The following is a 23917-nucleotide window of genomic DNA, read 5'->3' as shown; positions in this document are numbered from 1 at the left end:
TACAAACGGCGATCGCCTTAGTTATACAGCCAGCATTAAACCGGAAAATGCCAGTACCATGGCCATTAATAGCGCGGGCTATCCACCACAATCGGCATCATTGTAAGCAGTGGATAACTCCGCTAATCTTGCCCTTTCTGAGTCGCCGTGGATAAAGCCCAATTACGAGCCCAATTACTACAAGAAAGAAGGCAATTGTCCGAGGCCCAATGGCAACAGCAAAGCCTGGAACTATGTGCCCAACTCCAGCAATGGTCGGTTTTTCAGCAGGCCAGCCGGATTTGTGCCTATTGCAGTACCCAACGGGAAGCGGATTTACAACCCTTGTTCGATCGCCTAGGGAAAGCAAAAGTTTGGGTATTGCCCCGCTGTGTGCAAAAAAGTTTGGTTTGGCATCCGTGGCAATGGGGACAACCGTTAACCACCGGAGCCTATGGCATTAAAGTGCCCGCCGATCAGACTGAAATTTGGTCACCAAACACAGTGGATTTATTGCTAGTGCCTTGCCTAGCAGGCGATCGCCAAGGATATCGTTTGGGTTATGGCGGCGGCTATTATGACCGACTGTTTGCCGATCCATTATGGCGAGCAGTACCGAAGGTGGGCATATTATTCGAGGCGGGTTTGAGGGAAAAATTACCCCACGATCCTTGGGATATGCCCCTGCAAACCCTAGTGACGGAAAAGCAGATTATCCAAATTGAGAGTTGTTAAGAGGGATTTTCGTCGAAAGAAGGGCTGAAAGGTCGCCATTTTCCCCCTAAGAGCCGGTTTGTAAGGTCTTATCTTGCTACCTAAATTTCCTCACAGCTCTGCAATTCTGGGGGATTTCGCCTCTCTTTCCCCCCAAATTTGGGGGGTCAGGGGGGCTTTTCAAACAAGTTCTAAAACTCCCGCCATACTGGGGATTTTGATTTTCCCCAAAATTAGGAAGCAAGGGGGCTTATCCAGTTCCGTTCTAGGACAAAAATCCGCCAAAAACTACTTAATACCAAGCAATTCCACTTCAAATTCCAAGGTGGCATTGGGGGGAATTACACCACCCGCTCCCCGGGAGCCATAGGCCAAGTCCGGTGGAATGATCAGTTTACGCTTACCACCCACTTGCATGGTGGCCACCCCTTCGTCCCAACCTTTGATCACCTGGCCGACGCCAATGGTGAAGGTAAAAGGCTTATTGCGGTCCACGGAGCTATCAAACTTAGTGCCGTCGGTGAGGCGGCCAGTGTAGTGTACTTCTACTTTTTGGCCTTTAGTGGGGCTGGGGCCTTCCCCTACCACTTCATCGATGTATTGCAATCCAGACTCGGTGGTGACAATATTGGCGGAATTTTCGGCAGTCATGGGAGATGGTTCCGGGGTTTGTAGGGCAGAAGCTTGGGCAATTTGGACTGGTTTAACTTCCTGGGGAGCGGCGATCGCCGACGGAGAAGATTTACCAAAAATGGCCACGGAAATTAACACCAAGCTAAAAAAAGTAACAACGGTCAGACTAATAAGAATGTCGCGCATAGCGGTAAAAAATTTCATCAAAAAAATAGGTCGGAGTAGTGTTGGCCTGATTATCCCATGGGTTCTTCCCCTCATCGACCACTGACTAAACGATTACGCCCTTGGGCCTTAGCTTCATACAAATATTGATCCGCTGCCCCCACCAACTTTCCCCAATCACTGCCTAGGCGGGGAATGGTGCTGGCACAACCAATGCTCAGGGTGACATGGTCGGCGATCGCCGATTGGACGTGGGGAATAGCTAGACGGGTAATCTCCGCCTGGATGTCTTCACCGATGTGGATGGCCCCTTGGAGGTCTGTGTTGGGTAGGACAATCAAAAATTCTTCCCCACCGTAGCGAGCGGCCAAATCCTTAGGACGGTGCACCACCCTGGTTAAAGCCTTAGCCACCTGTTGTAAGCAGTCGTCGCCCCCCTGGTGACCATAATGGTCGTTATAGTTTTTGAAATAATCTATGTCACACAGCAGAATAGAAAAAGGATACTGTTCTCGGATTGCTTCGGACCATTCCGTGTCGAGAAATAACTCCAGTTGACGACGGTTGGCCAACTGGGTAAGTTGATCCACCTTAGCTAAGCGCTCCAACATTTGGTTGACGGATTCCAATTGGTGTTGAAGGCGGTTTTGATAGAGCAAACGTTTTACCCTCTGCCGCAGCACCGCCCAATGAATGGGTTTGGTCACATAGTCGATCGCCCCTGCTTCAAAGGCCCGATCCACCGAGGCTTCATCATCTAGCCCTGTGATCATTAATACCAATGGGGAAGGATTTTGATAAATTTTCATCAGGGCCTGACAACAGGCAAAGCCATCCATGACGGGCATCACGGCATCCAGTAGCACCACTTCTGGTTTAATTTCGGCAAATTTGGTTAGGGCTTCTTCCCCATTGGTAGCCAGTTCTACCCGGTGTCCTTCCTTTTGCAAATAAACCCGCAGTTGCATCCTCATAAAACCGTCATCGTCCACCACCAAAATTTTTGCGGCGGCGGTTTCTATTGGTTGAGGCAGATTCATGGCGAGGGAATGGTGAAGGGCGCAAGGGCTTCCACCACGGCGATGTGTAATTGTCGACAGCGGTCAACCAACTGAGGGGGAGACCCTAATCCTAGGTTACCTGATCCAGCGTTCTTTTCTAGTTGTTGACAAAAAGTGGACAATTGTTGGGCTCCCAGGGAAGCACTGCTGGATTTGAGGGAATGGGCGGTGCGTCTGATCACGGCAAAATCGTCCACCTCTAAGCCCTGTACTAATTCTTCTATGAGCTTTTGGCTTTCCTGGCAGTAACACGCCACCATTTCCCCGAATAGGGTCAGGTCGCCGCCACAGAGGTCGTCCCGTAAAAAGGCGATCGCCGTGGGGTCAAGGGGAGACTCGGTTACATCAGTGGGTTTGACCATGGTTTGTTCTTCCACAACCGTAATTTTGTCCCCTAGAGTAACAATATCTTCCCTAGCTTGGGGGGAAGTGATTAGGGCTGAAGTATCCTGTAGTACTTTTCGTAGTTGGTTAATGGAAATAGGCTTACTAATATAGCCGTCCATGCCAGCATCCAAGCACTCTTGGCGATCGCCCGGCATGGCATTGGCGGTCATGGCCACAATGCGAGGCTGACGTTCCAGCGGCAAGGTTTGACGGATGTGGCGGCAGGCGGTTATGCCATCCATCACCGGCATTTGCATATCCATCAAGACCAAGTCATAGAATTTTTTCTCCAAGGCATCGATCACTTCCTGGCCATTGTTGGCGATCGCCACCGGGTAACCCAAATTATTTAGCATCTGGTGGGCTACCTTTTGATTAACCAGATTATCCTCTGCCAAGAGAATTTGTAGGGCCGGTTGTAGACTGGTGGCGTTATCTTCCGTGGGGAGCCCATCCCCGTCTGGGACAAACTCCGGTAAATCTAACTGATCAAACTGTGGCGCGTAATCAGCCAGACCTATAGACCCCTGAAAAATGTTAACTAAACTGTCAAATATTAAGGACTGACGCACTGGTTTATTGAGCACCGTCTGAAATACAGACAACTCATCCGCTCCCGCCACTAGCCCAGAGGAAAGCAGAATAATGGGCAGATCCTTGCCCTGAGCAAATTGTCGTAGATGGTGCGCCAGGGTAATGCCGTCCATATTGGGCATTTGTAAATCTAAAATAGCCGCATCCAAGTCTGGGCAACGGGCAAACCAATCTAGGGCTGATTCCCCACTGGTAAAGCAATGGCACACCAACCCCCAGGCCTGGCATTGATCCTGCAGAATCCGCCGGTTAGTTTCGTTATCATCCACAATCAAAACTTGTTTACCCTTCATCTGTTGCACCGAATCAGCTTCCGCTAGGGCGGGGGCCTGGGCTGTGGTCAGAATGCAGAAACGAAAATTGGAACCTACCCCCGGTTCACTGGTCACCGTCAGCACCCCTCCCATCATCTGGGTCAGGCGTTGGCTAATGACTAAACCCAATCCTGTGCCACCATATTTCCGGGTGGTGGAAGAATCCACTTGGCTAAAGGACTTGAACAGACGGTCTTGCCGATCCAACGGTATGCCAATGCCCGTATCCCGCAGATTAAAACAGATGCGATGGCTGGGGTGGGGTAAATTCAAAATAGTGTGGTAAGACTCAGCGGGATCAAAGGGTTCCCCTTTCACCGTCAGCACTACTTCCCCCTTTTCGGTGAATTTGAGGGCATTGCCGATCAAATTGGAGAGAATTTGCCGCAATCGTACCTGGTCTCCCAAAATGCGGGCCGGGGTTTGGGGGTCGATGCCATAGGTCAATTCCAAATGTTTAGCCCTGGCAATGGGACCAAACATTTCCAGCACGGTTTCAATTAGGGGTCTCAGTTCAAATGCTTGGGTTTCCAACACCAGTTTATCGGCTTCAATTTTAGAAAAGTCGAGGATATCGTTGATGATGGTCAGCAGGGTTTCTCCACTCTGGCGAATGGTTTGGACGTAATCTAGTTGCTGTAGATTTAAGTCGGTCATAATCAACAATTCCGTCATGCCAATGACTCCATTCATGGGAGTGCGAATTTCATGGCTCATCATGGCCAGGAATTCACCTTTGGCACGGTTAGCGGCTTCGGCGGCCCATGTAGCTTTTTCTAATTCCAGATTTTTCTGGGCCAATTCCCGACGGCGTTCCCGTTCCTTTTCCAGTAGGGCGGCTTGGGCCAGGGCTATGCCCATTTGTTCGGCGATCGCCTCTAGTAACTCAATTTCGTCCGCTGTCCAAACCCGTTGTCGGTCACACTGGTGCAGGGCGATGATGCCGTTGGCTTTACCTTGATAGGAAGTCCGCACTGCCAAAAAGGATTTGACCTGAAACCGTTGGTAAAATGCTTTGGTGTGGGTGGAGTTTAAATCCTGGTCTAGGTCCACCACAGCCATAGCCCGATCGCCTTGAATGATGGTGGGGTCATAGGCTTGTTCCACGGCAATTTCTCCGGCTAACAGGGAAGTAAATTGTCCCCCTAAATACTCCGCCACCACGGGCACCTGTAGGGTAGTGGCTTCCGAGTAGTTGTGGATCAGGCAACGGCTCACCGCAAAGACATTGCCCACTTGACGGGCGGCGGTTTGGAAAATTAAGGTCGGTTGTAAGCTCCGGCGGATTTCCTGGCTAATTTTCCGCATTAACAGGATTTGATTAAGCTTTTTCTGGAGGATGTCCTGGGCCTGTTTACGGTCAGTAATATCCAGACAAGACCCCACGTAGCCCATAAATTTCCCGTCTTCGAGGTAACGGGGCACCCCCACATTGACAATCCAACGGTATTGCTGGTCTACCCTGCGGTAGCGATATTCCAATTCAAAACGTCGGCGATCGCCAAAGGCCTGGGAATAAACCCCTAAGTAATGGCCCTTATCATCGGGGTGAATGCCTTCTAGATAACCATTGCCCGATTCTTCCGCTAGGGTAGCCCCCCGGAATTCCAACCAAGACTGATTGACAAAGGTCATTTTTTTGTCCTGGTCCGCCACCCACAACATAATCGGGGAGGTGTCCGCCATCATGCGAAACCGGGCTTCACTTTCGCGCAAACTTTTTTCCGCCTGTTTGCTGGAGGTAATTTCAAAGCGGATGGCTAGGTATTGATAGGGATTGCCATTGTCATCCAAAAAAGGAACAACGGTGCTGTCAACCCAATAGGTATTACCGGCTTTGGCTCTATTGTTAATTTGCCCATGCCAGACTTTTCCTGCCCTAATGGTCTGCCAAAATTGTTGAAAGAATTCTGGGGAATGGTAGCCAGAACTGACCAAGCGATGAGTGTTGCCAATTAATTCTTCCCGACTATAACCAGACACCTCGACAAATTTATCGTTGACGTAGGTGATAACGCCCTCGGTATCAGTAATGGCCACAATGGCCGCTTCATCCAGGGCGGTTTTTTGCACGGCTAATTCCTGGAGAGTGGATTTTAAAAACTCTTCGACCTTTTGCTGTTGTTTGATTGATTCACTCAGTTGTTCACTATGTTTACTACTTTTTTGCAGATAATAAACGGCGATCGCCACGGCCCAAGCCATCAGCAAACCACTGAACAAAATCCATTGCGATGAACCGTACTGATCTAGCAGAATGGGGCCCGGCACCAATTGCAGTTGCCAACGGCTGGTCATGGCTTCCGCCTGGGGCAATGAGTTAGCCCATGCCAATTCCTGGGTCACCACAATGTCCTGCTCCCAATCGTCAGGGACATCGTTATAAATGAGTTGATTGCCTTCAAAAATACGTAGACCAAAACTCCGCAGACCACTATCCTGGTCTGGTTTATTGCCGGACAGAGGACGAACGGAGCCGATGAACTGATCGAGCTGGAAAACCCCCACCACAAAACCGTCAAACCTATCGCCAATAAATAGGGGGACATAGACCAAAAATCCCTTCTCTCCTTGGTCTAAATCCACCACTCCGCTGAGGATGGTATTTTTTTGCCGGGCCGCTAGCTCTAGGGACTGGATTTGGTGGGGATATTGGTTGGCATAGTCAATGTCGTGCTCATCATCGGGCAATGGTTCAACCCACCGCACCACAAACTTTGGATCTACCCATTGAATCGTCTGATACCCATCGAAGCCTTCTGCTTGGGCCCTGGCATCTAACCGCCAATCTGTTTGCTCCGTTCCCGTCGGCGATCGTTCCCAACGTCCGGCCATCTGCTCTAATTGACGGACATGGATATTGAGCTGGTTTTCAATTTGTTCGTGGATGTTAGTTAGGCGATTGGTCAAAACCTGCTTCAGTCGCTCTTGAACTTGGTTGTAGAGAAAAAGCCAAGTATGAACAGTCATTACCGATAGCCCGGCCCCGATGAGAATTGGTAGTACGGGGGAAAGTAATAGGCGACGCAGGGGAGATTTCATCGATATCACAGTGGCACTAATAACCATGATAAATACCTATTCAGACCATTGATTAGACTCAACAAATCTTTCCAAAAGAAAAATCGCCCCCCAGAAAAATTATCCGTTTGGCGATCGCCGTTTAATTTAATTTTTTGTTATTTCTAGACCAACTTAGTCGGGGCCATAATCGGTGAACTAGGCCGGTTATTGAAACAGATTTTTCCCAGGGCCACCGGAGCTAAAACTGGGTGAGATGGACTGGTTTAGCAGTCGTAGTACAAGGAGAATTCGTAGGGGTGGGGGCGCAGACGCATGGGGTTAACTTCGTTGTCCAGTTTGTACTCAATCCAACTTTCCACAAAGTCAGGGGAAAATACACCAGTGCCGGTGAGGAATTCATGGTCTTTTTCCAACGCTTCCAAGGCCGCTTCCAGGGAGCCGGGGGTGGAAGGAATCTTAGCCAATTCTTCCGGGCTGAGGTCGTAGATATCCACATCCAAGGGTTCGCCGGGATCGATTTGATTTTTAATCCCGTCAATGCCCGCACAGAGCATGGCGGCAAAGGCCAGATAGGGATTGGAGGTGGCGTCGGGGCAACGGAATTCCAGACGTTTGGCCTTGGGGTTACCACCGGAGAGGGGAATCCGCACGGAAGCAGAACGGTTACCTTGGGAATAGGCCAAGTTAACGGGGGCTTCAAAACCGGGCACTAGGCGCTTGTAGGAGTTGGTGGTGGGGTTAGTGAAGGCCAACAAAGCGGGGGCATGTTTCAAGATCCCGCCGATATACCACAGACCCATCTGGCTAAAGCCGGCGTATTTGTCCCCAGCAAAGAGGGGCTGGCCATCTTTCCAGAGGGATTGGTGCACGTGCATACCGGAACCATTATCGTTGAAGATGGGCTTGGGCATAAAGGTAACGGTTTTGCCGTACTTTTTGGCCACGTTTTTGATCACATACTTATAGATCATCAAGTTGTCAGCGGAATTGACCAACTTATCGAACTTGATGCCCAATTCGTTTTGACCACCGGAAGCTACTTCATGGTGATGCTTTTCAATGGGAACGCCAAAGGCCGCCATGGTGAGCAACATTTCTGTGCGGATATCCTGGGCGGTGTCGGTGGGAGCCACGGGGAAATAACCCTGTTTGTAGCCTGGTTTGTAGCCGAGGTTGCCCCCTTCTTCTTCCCGACCAGTGTTCCAACGCCCTTCGACACTGTCGGCAAAGTAGTAGCTGGAGTTTTCCGTTTGGCCAAAGCGAATATCATCGAAGAGGAAAAATTCGGCTTCGGGGCCAAAGTAAACGGTGTCGGCAATGCCGGTGCCGCGGAGATATTCAGCGGCTTTGGCCGCAATGGTGCGGGGGTCACGGTTATACCATTCCCCGGTGCGGGGCTCCTTGATGCTGCAAATCATGGACAAGGTGGGTTCTTTGCAGAAAGGATCGATGGTGGCGGTGTTTGGGTCGGGCACCATGCACATATCAGATTCGTTAATGGCTTTCCACCCCCGGATACTGGAGCCATCAAAGGGAATACCTTCGGTGAAGGAGTTTTCGTCAAGTTGGTCGTAATAGAAGGAGCAGTGCTGCCAAATTCCCGGCGTGTCAATAAATTTGAGGTCGATAATCTTAATGTTTTCGTCTTGGATCCACTTGAGGACTTCCTGGGGGGTTCTGGCCATTTTTTCTCCTTAGTGCAGTCAGATAAATTACGATTTTGCGCTGCGTCGACTATCCATCGTAAAGAGTCAAGTAGTTAGAAAATGTATTTTTCGCTACCATTTTTTGCGGCTCCATTCTGGCGATCGCCTAGAAATGACGGAAACCATCGCAAATCCCATTAACATTTAGATCAGTGACCATACCCAACCCGCAAGTACTAAAATATTGCTGTGATCCCATCTGACCTTTTCCTACGGGATGCCACCATTACGGATTTAGATTCTATTGTTGCTATCTACAATGCCAACATTCCCCAAAATGTGGCCACCGGCGATACCGATGCGATTACGGTGGAAAGCCGTCGTCAGTGGTTTGCGGACCATGGACCAGATACCTATCCTCTCTGGGTGTTGGTAACGGAGCACAAGCAAATAGTTGGTTGGTTGGGTTTTCAGCGGTTTTATGGTCGCCCGGCTTACCACCGCACTGCGGAGTTGAGCATTTACCTCGATCCCCTCTGGCATCATCGGGGTTTGGGGCAGTATTTACTCAAAACGGCGATCGCCAAAGCCCCCCAGTTGGGGCTGAAAACTTTGCTGGGATACATTTTTGCCCATAATCAGCCCAGTATTCGTTTGTTTCAACGCCATGGTTTTGAGCAGTGGGGTCTATTGCCCAAGGTGGCGGAGTTGGGGGGGCAGGAACGGGATCTGCTGATTCTAGGATTACGGTTAACAACCTCACAATGATGGCTGTTCTGGCCCAATAGACAAGGAGTTAAAGATCAAAATCTTCAAATTCCGCTTTCAATTCCCTTTCCATTAATGCTTCCACTGCCTGGGGAGGGGTAATTTTTCCATGGAGCAAACGGTAAACCTGCCGGGTGATGGGCACAGCAATTTTTTCTCGATTGGCAATTTTGATTAGTACGTCGGTGGTGTTGACCCCTTCGGCGGTGCCCCCCAGGTTGGCCAAAATTTCTTCTAAGGACTGACCTTTGGATAAACCATAACCCACTCGATAATTGCGGCTGAGCATGCTAGAGCAGGTGGCCAATAAATCTCCTAGTCCGGCTAAACCCCAAAAGGTATCCGGTTGGGCCCCAAAATGTAACCCCACCCTGGTAATTTCTGGTAAAGCTCTGGTAATTAACGCTGATTTAGCATTGGTGCCTAGCCCCAACCCTTCGCATACTCCCACGGCGATCGCCATGACGTTTTTCAGGGTGCCACCCAATTCCGTACCCAAGGGATCATTGTTGGTGTAAACCCGGAAGTTATCCGCGGCAAAAATGGTTTGAATTTCCTCCGCTGCGGCTTGGTCGCTACTGGCCACCACCGTGGCCGCCGGTAAACCCTGGTCAATTTCCTTCGATAAATTCGGCCCCGACAAAACGGCGATCGGCTGGGAAGGAAGGGCAGCTTGCCAAATTTGGGAAGGGGTAGTCATGGTTTCTGGATCTAAACCCTTAGTGGCCGTCACCAAAATAGTCCGCCGCTGGAGGTCCATGGCCTCCAACCGGGCCGCCACCGATGGTACCCCCTTAATGGAAACCGCCGAGACAATTACATCCGCTCCAGCCACCATGGATTCTAGGCTCTGCGGCGATCGGCGAGACCAAACTTGGGTAGGAATGTCATTGTTATTCAGCACGTAGGCAAGACTAGAGCCCCAGGCTCCGGCCCCCAACACAACGACTTGGGGGGGAGTATCGGCATTAGCAAAGGACATGGTTTTTGGGTAATTTGACTTCGCCTCCATTATGACCACGGATTGGTCCCTCCAGTGACCCTAGCCATAGTAAGAAAGCCCCATTATGGTCAACAAGTGAACTGAATTGGCACAATGGCTTGATTAAATTACTTTCTCGTTACCAAGGGCTGCCCACTAGGGTGAAGCCACTCCAAAAATAGGGATGACTTAAATCTTGGGTTGCTAAGCGTTGTCGAATATCAGCCGGTAAATCCGCCAAGGAAATATTTGTGCCATCCCCAAGGACTAGATTACCGTCCACAACCCGAATTTCTCCTCTGAGCAGACTTAGTTGGGCCTGCTGTAGGGCCTTGGCCTTGATGGGTGCTGGCTGAAGTCGATCATAAAAACTAGTCATCAGAGCAAAGGTAGCTTCATCGCTGACATACCACAAACTCCCGATCGCCGTTTTGACTCCAGTTTTCACCGCCAGGCCAGCAAAGCCTAATTCAGCGTCAAAGTCCCCCACCGCAGTGCGACAGGCCGACAGCACCATCAAATCAATGGGTTTATCCAAGCCCACGTTAGCAAATTCGTCTAAATCCAAAGAGCGATCGCTGAAAACCACAAAGGAATTATTGCGATTACCCGGTAAAAATTCACCATGGGTAGCTAAATGTACTAGACGATACTCCTTAGTTGCCAAGGACTGGACAAAGTTATCCACCGTGAACCGGTCATTGAGGAAAGCACTACCCCGCCAGAGTTGATTGGTAATGGTGTCTACCTCCACCGCCGCCGCTGGCAAGGGATTTTGGTTAGCAAACTCTTCCGCTCCCATGGCCAATATCTGGGCCCCAGTTAGGGGCGCATAATCCCGGTTCGTCAAACTCAAACTGGGCATCAGCCCCACGCTATAGTCCTCAATCAAGTATTGCCCAGACTGGCGATCGTACATGGTGGCCATGGGCAGAGAACGCAAACCCCGGTCGAGAATAAAGCTAATATTCTCAATTTTCTTATTCTCCAAAATCAGTTTAATTGGCTTGATAAACCAGTCATATAACTGGGATGCCTGGCCTTGGTAATTATCGCCTCGATTTGCCGCCGTTAGATTTCGGTTTAACATTTCCACCTGGCGGATTACTTCCCTGCGGCTAACGTTAAGGGGAATGGGACTAGCAATACCGTCTGCCGTAACTACCACAATTACCAATTGATCGTCCGGCCGCGGATCATTATTAGGAGGAATAATCAGTTGCTCAGTGGATGCCATCTGCCAATGACTGACCTTAGCATAGGAGCCCACAGGGGGAATAGCCGGCTCACTATCAGAGGAAAGTTGCCATTCAGGAAGATTTTCTCCTGCAGTTCCTGGAGGATAGAAATAGATATAAACCAAGGCAGAATTTACCCCAGTGTTGAGATTTAATTCCTGCAAAACATCAACGGGATTAACCAATTCAATATCAATATTTAAATTGAGGTGACTAGTGAATTGTGCAGAAATACTTTCCTCTACGTTTTCATTTAGTTGCTGTTGCAAAACAACCTGATTAGTGGGGATGTTAACCCCAACATTGGCGCTGAAAGTATTAATGCCGGGAACTGTGTCTTGGCTCTGAATTTCCAAGCTGGGGGTATTGGTAACAGTAGAACGCTCAATATCAAACGATATTTGCCTCTCATCATCAATTTCCTCAACATCTGGAGAAGTTGGAGGTTCGACGGGTATGGAAGGAGTTGGAAGCTCAGGCTCAGGTTCCGGCTCGGGTTCAGGTTCCGGCTCAGGTTCCGGCTCGGGTTCAGGTTCCGGCTCAGGTTCCGGCTCGGGTTCAGGTTCCGGCTCGGGTTCAGGTTCCGGCTCAGGTTCCGGCTCGGGTTCAGGTTCCGGCTCAGGTTCCGGCTCGGGTTCAGGTTCCGGCTCGGGTTCAGGTTCCGGCTCAGGTTCCGGCTCGGGTTCAGGTTCCGGCTCAGGTTCCGGCTCGGGTTGAGGTTCCGGCTCAGGTTCCGGCTCGGGTTCAGGTTCCGGCTCGGGTTCAGGTTCCGGCTCGGGTTCAGGTTCCGGCTCAGGTTCCGGCTCGGGTTCAGGTTCCGGCTCAGGTTCCGGCTCGGGTTCAGGTTCCGGCTCAGGTTCCGGCTCGGGTTCAGGTTCCGGCTCAGGTTCCGGCTCAGGTTCAGGCTCAGGTTCAGGTTCCGGCTCGGGTTCAGGTTCCGGCTCGGGTTCAGGTTCCGGCTCGGGTTCAGGTTCCGGCTCGGGTTCAGGTTCCGGCTCGGGTTCAGGTTCCGGCTCGGGTTCAGGTTCCGGCTCAGGTTCCGGCTCGGGTTCAGGTTCCGGCTCAGGTTCCGGCTCGGGTTCAGGTTCCGGCTCGGGTTCAGTGGTTATGGTTATATTGTCCAGGGTAAAAGTATCAAAAATTGGTGGTGTACCGATTGGTACAGTATTGTCATCTCCCGAACTGATTGCCCCAATGGTTCCATTGGTAATTGGATTGCCGATGATGAAAGGTTCACTTCCACCAAATTGAATGTACACAGAACCACCAACGGTGAGGCCGGCGGTGTAGACACTAAAAGGTCCTTCTTCACCAAGTAAAAAGCCATCGATCGCCCGAAAATAACGGCCAGTTTCAACATAAACATCTCCTCCCCTACCTTCATACCCTTTAGTGAATAGATAACCAACTTCGGTGTCTCCCCCCGACTGAATAAAAATATCACCGCCATTGGCTGCCGACGTATCTATGTAGCTAGTGGTAATATCTCCCCCTGCTTGCAGGAATACATTGCCTGGCTCCCCACCCCCTCCAGTGTATATGTAGGAACCAATTGAAATATCCAGTGGAGCCTCAACATATACATCTCCACTAGTTTGACTTCCATAGGTATTTAAATAATCGATGATTTCTATGCTTTCACCAGCTTGAAAGAAAATATCACCACCATTTTTTCCAGCGGTGAATATGTAATTCGTTGTGATACTGCCATCTGCTGTGAGGAAAACATTTCCTCCCGTACCTTCATTGAAGGATTCAATTGAGTAAGCTCCGGTATCAATAAAGGCGGTGGTAATGTCTCCCTTGCTTTCGATAGAAACAGCTCCCCCCAAACTATCTATCTCTAGGCCATCTCCAAATCCCCGGGTATCAATATAAGCAGTACTAGTATTACTACCGGAAGATGTGGTAACATCACCGCCATTCGTCCCAGACGTTTCTATGTAGCCGGTGGTGAGAGTCCCACCCGCATTGAGAATTACATTGCCTGCATTTCCACCAAATGGAGAGGTAACTATTGATCCAGTGGAAATATTGCCCAAAGCTTGTATATCAACATTGCCCCCCCGGGTATTGATATTCCCGAACGAAACATTTTGTCCAGCATTAAGTAATACGTCGGATGCTATTTCCACTGCACTCAGGGAAGAAGAAGGTTGACTGACGATATTTTGGGCAGTCTGAACTTGAAGACTTCCATTAAGCAGAATATTGTTGGTGAAAATTACTGAGCCTGCGCTACTCGTCAAATTAACTGGTTGTAATCCATAGAACACCCCGTCGAAAATTTGATTTCCCTGGGTAACGATGTCATTACCTACATAGATTTCCGTAGCTGTGACACCGAAACTTTTCAGTGGGGTAGTGATACCAGCTCCGTCATCAAAATAAACAAAGTTGGCGTTGCCTAATAAATCAAACCCGCCGTTGACAGATTTACGGAAATAAATGTCGTATCCCGGAGCAGTAAATGTTGTGTTGGCATTGAGTTGAATTTTATTGTCAAAATCTAAATTGGTGAAAGGAGAAGTAACTAATGTATTGCCAGTGTTAATGGGACCTGTGTTAGCAAAAATAATTGAGCCAGTTCCCAAGGAAAAAAGAGCATCGATAGTGATTGTAGGAGAATCGAAAGTGAGATTACCGGGGGCAGAGGGATCAGCACTAAAATTTGCCTGAACGGCAATGGATTGATCTGCTTGAAGAATAACGTTACCGTTGTCCAAGCTGGTTGTGATTGTAAGTACCGAAACAAGCTTTGGATCGGCAAGTAGATCATCGGTGGTTCCGACAATTATTTCTAGAGGATCTAACAACCAAGTACCAAGTTCTCCCATGGTGGCGAAAGTATTAACCCTGGCGGTATCGTCAACCATCAAACTTTTGGCGCCGGAGGTTTCCACAAAGCCGCCGTTTCCCCCCATGGTTCCACCTTGGGCTGAAATATTCCCACTAAAGCGGGTAGAGTCATCGGCCCAAACGATAACGGTTCCCCCATTTCCTGTCAGTAGGGCATCAGCTTTGACTACTGAATTACTATCAATCAGGGTTTGGGATGCATTGGGCAAAGTGAGCTGGCCCTGAAAATCGCCACCAATGCGCACTGTGCCGCCACCACCATTGCCTGAAACATCAACGGTAGCGCCTTGTACTGCTATTTGATCGCCGGCGATCGCCACTTGGCCACCGGAGGAAATATTAGTGCTTTTACCACTGGCATCAACATTGCCCGATATGGTGACAGAACCTGGTAACGGAGAAACCAAAGCGTTAGTCCCGTTGGTCGTAACACTGCCATTGGGCTGCACCGCTAACCCCAAATCAAGATTGCTCGCTCCTTGGGTTAACAGGGTCGGTAAATCCAACACGGAAAAGGAGCCGCCCTGATTCATTTGGGGAGAAACCTCCACCTCCAAACTCAGTAAACTGCCAGCTTGGGAAATACGAATACGATTCTGCCCTGGCACGGCGGCCACCGTGATATTGCCTCCAGGGGCGGCCAAGGAACCGGTGTTAACGATATTTCCTGCCAAAAAAGTGAGGTTTTTGCCCTCCGTTACCGACAAATCCCCCGCATTAATAATTAAACCGGGGTTAGCCAAATCAAAAGCAAATTGGCTGGGATTGCCTATCAGGGCATTGTAATCATTGTCGGAAAAAACCTGGAACCATTGGTCATTGCCAAAGCCGATCGCCGAACCAGTGGTGACCACAAAATCCCCGGGCACATTGATGCTGGCATTGGGACCAAAAATCATGCCCGCTGGGTTCATCAAAAAGAGATTGGCATTGCCCCCGCTTACTTGGATGAGACCGTTAATAATGGACGCATCTCCCCCCACAATTCGGGTGAGAATGTTACGAATATCAGGGTTGGAAAGGAAATTGGCAATTTGTCCTTGGTCTAGCCCAAACTGTTGCAAACTGTGGAATAAATTTTGTCCATCCCCTGACAAACTCCCCCCACCAATGTTGAATTGATTGCCCTGGGCATCGACAGTGGTGCCAGTGCCGTCCGGAGCTGGGGTAATGTTTTGGGCCAGAACATTGCCAGAAAAACTAGACGAACAAGCCAGTAAAGCTAGGCAAAAGAGGCGTAAACTGGGGTTCAACACGGCTATCAGGGGTGAAATTAACAATATTTCCACCACAAAGCCCAGGGAAGGGACTTTTTGGCCAGTCCATTATAGCGGTCCCCCAGGTGGAATTAGGCATGGAAAAGAACGAATTATTTTAGTACTTCAGATAGTTCTTTGCTTCCTAGACGGCTAAATTTAACTCAGAAAAGCAAAAAGTGTTTTATTTGAGCATCCGTTTTCGGGAAACTAGTTAAGATGTGGAAGGGAAAATTCCCCCAGATATGGTTCTAGATCACTCTTGGAGTGTTATTTACAGGCACGGCTATGGAAAATATTGTCAATAATGTGGAAGAGTATCTGTTATCGAGGGAAGAACGGATTCTCCAGGTGCGTAACTTGGTAGAAACCCTCCGGGCCGCCGAAGAAATTGCCAAGCAGGGGTATTTAATTACCAGTTCGGAGTTGGCTGACTTGATGGATATTAACCCCAGTGCCGTCACCAGTCGGGGGGATCATTGGTCATGGCGTAACTGGGTCGTTTCCAGGGTGAGAAGGGAAGGGAACCAAATCCTCTGGCAGTTGGAGCGGGTAGACTAAGGCTTTGGCGGGACTATCCAACATGACGGAACCCCTTATTCAACTCCGGGGTATTAGTAAATCCTTTGGCGATCGCCAAATTTTGGACAGTGTGGATTTAGACCTCTATCCGGGGGAAGCATTGGTGGTGATTGGCCCATCTGGCACCGGAAAATCAACCATTTTAAGGATCATCGCCGGACTATTGCCACCGGACAGTGGGGAAGTGCTGATCAAAACCCAACCCCGCCGGGGCTTAGTGGAGGACGACAATGAGCGCATCCGCATTGCCCTCGTATTCCAACAATCAGCCCTGTTTGATTCCCTGACAGTGGCGGAAAATGTCGGCTTTTTCTTGTTGGAACATTCCTCCCTATCCAGAGAAGTGATTCGGGAGCAGGTGGCCGACAAACTCGCTTTGGTGGGATTAACCGGCATCGAAGACTACTATCCAGCCCAGCTATCGGGGGGGATGCGTAAAAGGGTTAGCTTTGCCCGGGCAATCATGTCCAATCCCCATCAACCAGAGGACAATCCGGAAGTGATTTTATACGATGAACCCACCGCTGGTTTAGACCCGATCGCCTCCACGGTCATTGAAGATTTGGTGCGGAGGTTACAAAAGTCTCCGGGGGGATGCGGCACCTATATTATGGTGAGCCACCAGGAAAGCACTATTCGCCGGACAGCGGATCGGGTGGTGTTGCTTTACGATGGCAAAATCCAATGGCAGGGGCCAGTTAGCGCCATTGACCAGACCGATAACCCCTTGGTACGGCAATTCTTTGAAGCCAAAGTGGAAGGTCCCATTCGCATTTTGGATTAACCACTACGACGCTAAGATGGGGGAACCCATTGGCCCCTGGCCGTTTCCTAGAACAAGAGGCGATGCTGGAATAGCCTAACTTTTTGAACGTTTCCTCCCGCAAGGAACTCCTTGCCCCCTAGGCGAATCGCTTTATTTTTCGGCCCTATTGAGACATTGCGTATGCTCAGACCCCGCACCATCAAAGAAGGATCCGTTGGTCTGTTTGCCCTGTTGGGACTATTTATCATTGGTGGCATCGTCCTATGGTTACGGGGGGGAGCTTTTGGCAATCCAGGCTATGAAGTGTTAGTACAATTTGACGACGCCAGTGGGCTCCAGGTGGGAGGCGCCGTGCGTTACCGGGGTGTACCAGTGGGTCGGGTGGCTAAATTAATACCAGGTAGTAACGGCATTTTGGCCCAGCTGGAAATTAGTTCTACCCAATTGCGTATCCCCGCCGATGTGCAGGTGGAAATCAGTCGCTACGGTTTATTGGGGGAAGCGGCCATTGATATGATTCCCGATCGCCAATTGTCGGAGGCCGCTTTGGCCATCGATCCCCTCAGTGCGGACTGTGCCGAAAGCGATAAAATTCTCTGCGATGGGGACGAGTTGGAGGGCCAAGCCGGGACCCAATTAACCAACAGTATGGCCCGTTTAGCCCAAGCCTATAGCGAACCGGAGTTTGTGGCCGACATTAATGCCACCGTGAAAAGTGCCAACCTGGCCGCCGCCCGCATTGCCGCCATGAGCGCCGAAATCACTGCCCTCAGCAAAACTGCCAATCAACAGGTGCGGGGTTTTGAGCGCACTTCCGAGGCGATCGCCAAGGCCGCCGATAATGCTTCCTTGCTGACCAGTCGAGTTGACCAGGTGGTGCAGACCAACCAAGGCTACATTAACCGCACCATCGAAGAAGCTTCCCTATTAATGGTTAACCTCAACCAACTGGTGGGGGAAAACCGGGCCCAATTCAATCTCACCCTGAAAAGTATTGAAACTACTAACCGGGATCTCCAAGCCATTGGTCAAGAAATCCAGACCGCCGTCGGTACTATCAACCACGGCCTAGCGGCGATCGATACCCAAAAGGTAACCAATGACCTCGCCCTACTGATGGAAAATGCTGCCGTCACCAGCAACAATATCCGGCAAATTTCCAACGACCTCAATGACCCTACCTTGATGCTTACCCTACAGCAGACCTTGGATGCGGCCCGACTTACCTTTGAAAATGCCCAAAAAATCACCAGCGATGTGGAGCAATTAACGGGCGATCCGGCCTTTCGTAACAACCTAAGAAAACTGGTGGATGGCCTGGGGCAATTGGTTTCCTCCACGGAAAATCTCCAAGACCGAGTTTACACTGCCCACACCCTGGAACGCAGTGGCCAACAATTACGCTTTCAGCTTGATCATCAACAGCAATTAGCTTTGTACTATGAACAATGGGGAGTTATTAACCCCGTCCCCGCTTCCGGCTCACCAAGTCCCCAAATTCAAACTCCTAAGATTAAACCACCCCAGCCCAAGGAAAATCAGGGTAAATAATGATAATTAAATGGGAAATTTTCCAGCTTTTTCTATCAGGACTTACGCAAAAGAAAACTTAAGAGCGCGTTTGAAAAGTAGGCATAATTGGGAAAAATGGTGAAGAATATAGAATTTTCACCATAATGATACCGAGAGAATTTTACAGCAGCGACATCACTGATAGCCAGTGGCAATTGGTAGAACCTCATTTACCCAAAGCAAAAACTGGGGGAAGAAAACGGAAAACTAGTCTGAGGGAGATACTCAATGCTATTTTTTACATGCCCAGAACGGGGTGTGCCTGGCGACTTCTGCCCCATGATTTTCCTAAATGGCGAACGCTCTATGGTTATTTTCAGCCATGGCACGAAGATGGTACAAGGATTTTATTTTCTGGGTGGAGAATACTTTTGGTTGGACTTTGAATGTGGTCAGCAAAAAGCAGGGACACAAAGGCTTTGAAGTCCTACCCCGCCGTTGGGTAGTCGAGCGCACCTTTGCTTGGTTTGGTCGCTATCGTCGTTTAAGAAAGAATTATGAAATTTACCTACCACTAGTGAGACAATGCTCTATGTCGCCATGATTAGTCTCATGGTTCAAAAGCTTGCTTAAAACTTTTCAAACATTTTCTAAGGTCGTCAAAGTGAAGCCTTAATCCTAGTGTTGCGTCTGTTAAACCGTCGCTTAGGTGGATTGCCCGCAGTTCAAGTGCAACAAGTTCAGAAACTATCGATCGCCGAGTTAGAGGATTTGGGGGAAGCACTATTGGATTTCACCGAGACGGCCGACCTAGAAGTGTATTTAGAGAAGTTTGGATAATCCACAAAAATTGGTGGTGGCTAGCCAGGGTGCAAAGTTATCAAAGTTGCGATATAGTAAGTCATTGGAGATAGTAGGCCGTGAAAGATAAAGTTTTATGAATCAGGAAAAAGTATTTGGCTTTAATTTTTGCCCAAAAATTATACTCAAGTAAGAACACGATTCAGGCATCGAAACTTTTTTGTCTGAAAAATCCAGTTTTTTAGGAGTATGATTTAAAAACCTATTCCAGCGGTTGCGGTATCTGAGTAGGACAGAAAAATTCTTACAAAATAAGCATAGCAACTGTTTTGTGCGCATGAAGCTGACTCGGAATTTGCCCTAACTAGCCCTAAAGTTATTTTTACTACCCCGGAGAAAACTATTTCTGCGCTTTGCAAACTCTGTCTCAAATTTGGGCGTTAAGGCTATGTCTGTTTTCTTGCTCGGTTCTGAACCAGAAAGATTTTTGCAGAAACTAGAAGGTGTAATTCCCGGCTGGCTGTACCGATTTGTCCAGCATAGCGATGATTCCATTGCTTTTACCTATATTAGTCCGCAAATTGAACTTCTCCATGAAGTAACTGCGGCCGCTGTGTTGGCTGATGCTGAAATTTTACTCAAACAAATTCACCCCGATGACCAAATCTTGCAAAGGCAGGCCCTAGCCCACAGTCGAGCCACCCTGGAGCCATTATGTTTGGAATGGCGCATTATTACCCCATCGGGGAAATTAAAGTGGCTGCGTACCAAGTCTCAACCAGAAAAATTGGCTAATCAAGATACGGCTTGGTTTGGGGTAGTGCTGGATATTACGTCGGAAAAACAGACTGAACAACAATTAATCGAATCAAATCATCATTTGCAACAAAGTGAGCAAAAATTTCGCCTCGCATTTGAGAATGCCAATGTTGGTATGTGTATGGTGGATTTAGAGGGTCATTTGATCAAAGTTAATGACAAAATGGGAAAAATATTCGGCTACAGTCGTCAAGAGTTAGAAAAGATGACAGTTAACGACTTAGCAGTACCAGAGGATAAGCAAGTTAGCCCCACATTTATACAAAACGCCATTACTGAACATCAAGACCACGCCACCCTAGAAAAAAGATATATTCATCGTCAAGGTCATATTATTTATGGTGAAGTTTCTACTTCTTTAGTGCGGGGAATTAATGGAGAGCCATTATATTTTATTTCCCATGTTAAAGATATTAGTAAACGAGTCAAATATGAACAAGAAATTACTAAATCTAGGGATGAAATTAGGCAGATTAATCAGGAACTAGAAGAGAGGGTTAAACTGAGAACGAAGGAAGTTTATGAGCAACAACAATTACTAAGACTTTATTTTGATCAATCCATCATTGGTTTAGCCATAGTATCCACTGATAAAACATGGATTAATGTTAATCCAAAGCTTTGCCAAATAGTGGGCTATTCCCCTGAAGAGTTGCGAATAAAAACCTGGGCAGAAATTACCCATCCCGATGACCTAGAGCTAGATCTAAGTAATTATCAACGCCTATTGGATGGTGAAATAGATGGTTATGAAATTGATAAACGTTATATCCACAAAGATGGCCATAATATTTATGTAAATCTTGGGGTACAAGCCCATCGTAGGCTAGATGGCAGTCTTGATTTTTGTGTGGTGATGGTTCAAGACATTGGCGATCGCAAAGCCATGGAAAGGAGCACCTCCTTGGCGTTACAGCGGGAAAAAGAGCTGAATCAATTGCGTTCCGAATTTATTACGGCCATTTCCCATCAATTTCGCACCCCCTTAACGACCATTTCCTGTGCGGCTTCAATTATGGGAAAATTTGAAGCAAAACTAACCGATGAAAAACGAGTTCAATATATAGAGTCAATTCTTAGGGGAGCGAAGCAAATTGATGAATTAATTGGCGATATTATTACTATTAATCTTAACCAAGAAGAAATCGAACCAGTGTTGGTTAAGGGTAGTTTAATTGATTTTTGCCAGGATATAATTGATAAAACTGAATATCTTAGTTATCCCTATAAAATTAATTTTTGTGCCTGTTTAAGTTCTAAGACCCGGTTGGCAGTCAAATTCGATCCTGTTTTATTGAAACCGGTTTTGACCCATTTACTAGCCAATGGCATTAAATATTCCCCTACTATTCTTACTATTGATTTACTGCTGTTGGAATCTCCCGAAGAAATAATCTTTGAAATTCAAGATTATGGCATAGGTATTCCGGAGACAGAGTTAGAGAAAATTTTTGAGCCATTTCAGCGGGGGTCCAACGTGGGCCATATTGCCGGCATTGGTATTGGTTTGACGATCGCCAGAAAGTTGATAACCTTTTATGGGGGCAGAATCGAGATCAAAAGTGAGCTAGGACAGGGCACAACGGTATCTTTGGTCATTCCTAAACAACTATAATCACTACTTTGGCGTTGACTCCTCCGGCCCGTTGTTGCAGGCAATTCCCCTTCATCCATATTAAAAACAGAAATAATGCTGATCATTGCCATACTCTGCTTGGGGTTGTTAGTGGCCCAGGGGGTAGCTAGTTTAATTTTGCTCAGCCGTTTGGTCAAAGGAGCACGGCGGCGATCGCCATTGGCACCGGTATTTTTGCCGGAAGAAGGGGTTCGCAATGTGTCCGTGGTGGTGCCAACTTTAAATGAAGCAGCCCGGGTAACTCCTTGTTTGCTTGGTTTAGCCCAACAGGGGCCACCATTAAGGGAAATTTTGGTGGTGGATAGTCGTTCCACCGATGGCACCCAGGCAGTGGTGCAAGCAAGGCAAAAAGATAATCCCCGTTTGCAACTGCTGACCGATGATCCTTTACCAGATAACTGGGTGGGGCGGCCCTGGGCGCTCAATTATGGCTTTAGGCACAGTGATCCCGCCAGCGAATGGATTTTGGGCATTGATGCCGATACCCAACCCCAACCGGGGCTAGTGGCCAGTGTCGTGCAGGCGGCGGAGGAAGAAAATTACGACATTCTTTCCCTATCGCCCCAATTTATTTTGCAATCGCCTGGGGAATGGTGGCTGCAACCGGCTTTGCTGATGACGTTGCTATACCGTTTTGAGTCCGCTGGGGTGAGGGAACAGGCTCCGGAAACGGTGATGGCCAATGGTCAATGTTTTCTCTGTCGGCGATTGGTGTTGGAAGCCTTGGGGGGCTATGAACTGGCGGCTCGTTCTTTTTGTGATGATGTGACCTTAGCGAGGGTGGCGGCCCAACGGGGTTATCGAGTGGGCTTTTTGGATGGCGCTAACTTGATCCGGGTGAGAATGTACGAAGGCATTGGCGAAACCTGGCGAGAATGGGGCCGTTCCCTGGATCTCAAGGATGCAACGGTGCCGGCCCGGTTATGGGCAGAGGTAATTTTTCTGCTATTGGTGCAAGGCTTACCAATTTTGTTTTTTTCCCTGTTGTTGATGCTTTGGGGGGAAGACTTTGACTTTTTAACCCTCCGCTTGGCGATCGCCCTGAATGGTTTTTTGCTTTTAGTTCGTTGGGGGATGCTGTTGGCCATTTATCCTTCCTATTACCGACCTTCAGAAAAAGGAGCCTGGAGTTATTGGCTTTCTCCCCTGGCGGATCCGTTGGCGGTGACCCGGATTATCATTTCCGCTTCCCAAACCCCCAAACAATGGCGGGGGCGAATTTACCCCGGTGCTTCCTAAAGATTGCTTAACTTAGTTGGGGAAAATTAGCCTGGCCTGAAACTTTGCTAACCCATCTGAGAGTTTTGGCCCGGTCAAAAATTACCCCCTGATTCCCCGTTGTATTGGTTAGATTAACTGCTGATTTTTATGGATGCCACTGCCCCCATTCTCCAAGCCCTAGAAAAATTAATTGCCGTAGTGGCCCAACTGCGATCGCCAAAGGGGGGATGCCCTTGGGATTTAGCCCAAACCCAACAAAGTTTAATTCCCTACGTGGTGGAAGAAGCCTACGAAGTGGTCCACGCCCTACAAAGCCAAGACCAAACGGCGATCGCCGAGGAATTGGGGGATTTATTGCTCCAGGTGGTACTCCAAGCCCAAGTGGCCCAGGATTTAGGACACTTCAATTTGCAACAGGTGGCAGAGGGCATTACCGCCAAACTTATCCGTCGCCATCCCCACGTTTTTGCTGAGGTAACAGTCAGCGATGCAGAGGAAGTGAAAGCCAATTGGCAGACGATTAAGGCACAGGAAAAGGGTTTAAACCCCGACCAAACACCACTTTTAAGCATCAAATTAGAACGCTATAACAGTACGTTGCCCCCCCTGATGGCCGGTAGTAAAATTTCTCAAAAGGCAGCGGCGGTGGGCTTTGAATGGCCAGATGTTGACGGCGTATGGGCTAAGTTTACAGAGGAGTTAACCGAATTTAAACAGGCTTTGACCACGGAGGATAAGGGCCATCAACAGGCAGAATTAGGGGATTTATTATTCACCCTCATCAACCTGGCCCGTTGGTACAATCTCGACGCTTCCTTGGCTCTCCATGGCACCAATCAAAGATTTATTCAGCGGCTACAATTGATGGAAAAATTTGCCGATCGCCCGTTGGATCAGTACAAATTAGAAGAGTTGGAAACCCTATGGCAGCAGGCCAAAAAGCAACTTAACCAATAAGTT

At 48.6% G+C, this 23917-nt stretch carries 15 protein-coding genes and 1 pseudogene; 10 read left to right on the top strand and 6 right to left on the bottom strand.

Annotated elements, in window-relative coordinates:
* Positions 1–147: 147 nt before the first annotated feature.
* Complete coding sequence (locus C7I86_RS02505) at positions 148–714, top strand: 5-formyltetrahydrofolate cyclo-ligase (protein ID WP_010871687.1); 567 nt, start codon at positions 148–150, stop codon at positions 712–714.
* Between the two features lie 267 nt (positions 715–981).
* Here C7I86_RS02505 and C7I86_RS02500 read toward each other — a convergent pair whose 3' ends face one another.
* The 4 genes from C7I86_RS02500 to glnA form a co-directional block, all read right to left on the bottom strand.
* Positions 982–1587, bottom strand: a complete 606-nt coding sequence (locus C7I86_RS02500; RefSeq protein ID WP_010871686.1) for an FKBP-type peptidyl-prolyl cis-trans isomerase — start codon at positions 1585–1587, stop codon at positions 982–984.
* Positions 1584–2531, bottom strand: coding sequence for a PleD family two-component system response regulator (locus C7I86_RS02495; protein ID WP_010871685.1), 948 nt, complete (start codon positions 2529–2531; stop codon positions 1584–1586). The genes C7I86_RS02500 and C7I86_RS02495 overlap by 4 nt, the downstream gene beginning before the upstream one ends.
* Positions 2528–6889: a high salinity-induced biofilm formation sensor histidine kinase Hik14 gene (gene hik14, locus C7I86_RS02490; RefSeq protein ID WP_223211334.1), complete on the bottom strand. Its 4362-nt coding sequence runs from the start codon at positions 6887–6889 to the stop codon at positions 2528–2530. Before hik14 ends, C7I86_RS02495 begins: the two co-directional genes overlap by 4 nt.
* Positions 6890–7134: 245 nt before the next feature.
* Positions 7135–8556, bottom strand: a complete 1422-nt coding sequence (gene glnA / locus C7I86_RS02485; RefSeq protein WP_010871683.1) for a type I glutamate--ammonia ligase — start codon at positions 8554–8556, stop codon at positions 7135–7137.
* A gap of 210 nt (positions 8557–8766) precedes the next feature.
* On the opposite strand from glnA, the gene C7I86_RS02480 reads away from it, so the two are divergent.
* A complete protein-coding gene (locus C7I86_RS02480) occupies positions 8767–9285 on the top strand; it encodes a GNAT family N-acetyltransferase (protein ID WP_010871682.1) in 519 nt (172 codons plus the stop codon).
* A 28-nt stretch (positions 9286–9313) separates the two neighbouring features.
* On the opposite strand, the gene C7I86_RS02475 is transcribed toward C7I86_RS02480, so the two are convergent.
* Positions 9314–10267: an NAD(P)H-dependent glycerol-3-phosphate dehydrogenase gene (locus C7I86_RS02475; protein ID WP_014407073.1), complete on the bottom strand. Its 954-nt coding sequence runs from the start codon at positions 10265–10267 to the stop codon at positions 9314–9316.
* Positions 10268–10406: 139 nt separating this feature from the next.
* Positions 10407–15620 carry a CHAT domain-containing protein gene (locus tag C7I86_RS02470; RefSeq protein WP_234376069.1) on the bottom strand — a complete coding sequence of 1738 codons (5214 nt, stop codon included), beginning with the start codon at positions 15618–15620 and terminating at the stop codon, positions 10407–10409.
* Positions 15621–15908: 288 nt separating this feature from the next.
* On the opposite strand from C7I86_RS02470, the gene C7I86_RS02465 reads away from it, so the two are divergent.
* From C7I86_RS02465 to mazG, 8 genes and pseudogenes are all read left to right on the top strand, one after another.
* Entirely contained in the window at positions 15909–16181 is a 273-nt protein-coding gene (locus tag C7I86_RS02465) for a hypothetical protein (RefSeq protein WP_041425911.1), read from the top strand.
* 22 nt (positions 16182–16203) lie between these two features.
* Positions 16204–16986: an ABC transporter ATP-binding protein gene (locus C7I86_RS02460; RefSeq protein ID WP_010871678.1), complete on the top strand. Its 783-nt coding sequence runs from the start codon at positions 16204–16206 to the stop codon at positions 16984–16986.
* Between the two features lie 162 nt (positions 16987–17148).
* Positions 17149–18519 (top strand): MlaD family protein, encoded by a 1371-nt coding sequence (locus tag C7I86_RS02455; RefSeq protein WP_010871677.1) that lies wholly within the window; start codon positions 17149–17151, stop codon positions 18517–18519.
* Positions 18520–18644: 125 nt separating this feature from the next.
* A pseudogene (locus tag C7I86_RS02450) lies at positions 18645–19113 on the top strand (transposase).
* A 48-nt stretch (positions 19114–19161) separates the two neighbouring features.
* On the top strand, positions 19162–19320 hold the full coding sequence (locus C7I86_RS02445) for a DUF4351 domain-containing protein (protein ID WP_010871674.1): 159 nt from the start codon (positions 19162–19164) through the stop codon (positions 19318–19320).
* Positions 19321–19729: 409 nt separating this feature from the next.
* Positions 19730–21715: a PAS domain S-box protein gene (locus C7I86_RS02440; protein ID WP_010871673.1), complete on the top strand. Its 1986-nt coding sequence runs from the start codon at positions 19730–19732 to the stop codon at positions 21713–21715.
* A 75-nt stretch (positions 21716–21790) separates the two neighbouring features.
* Complete coding sequence (cruG, locus tag C7I86_RS02435) at positions 21791–22975, top strand: 2'-O-glycosyltransferase CruG (RefSeq protein ID WP_010871672.1); 1185 nt, start codon at positions 21791–21793, stop codon at positions 22973–22975.
* 129 nt (positions 22976–23104) lie between these two features.
* Complete coding sequence (gene mazG, locus C7I86_RS02430; RefSeq protein WP_010871671.1) at positions 23105–23914, top strand: nucleoside triphosphate pyrophosphohydrolase; 810 nt, start codon at positions 23105–23107, stop codon at positions 23912–23914.
* Positions 23915–23917 lie beyond the last annotated feature (3 nt).

Source organism: Synechocystis sp. IPPAS B-1465 (genome assembly GCF_003015225.1).
GTDB lineage: Bacteria > Cyanobacteriota > Cyanobacteriia > Cyanobacteriales > Microcystaceae > Synechocystis.
This window is presented reverse-complemented; position numbering and strand designations above follow the sequence as displayed.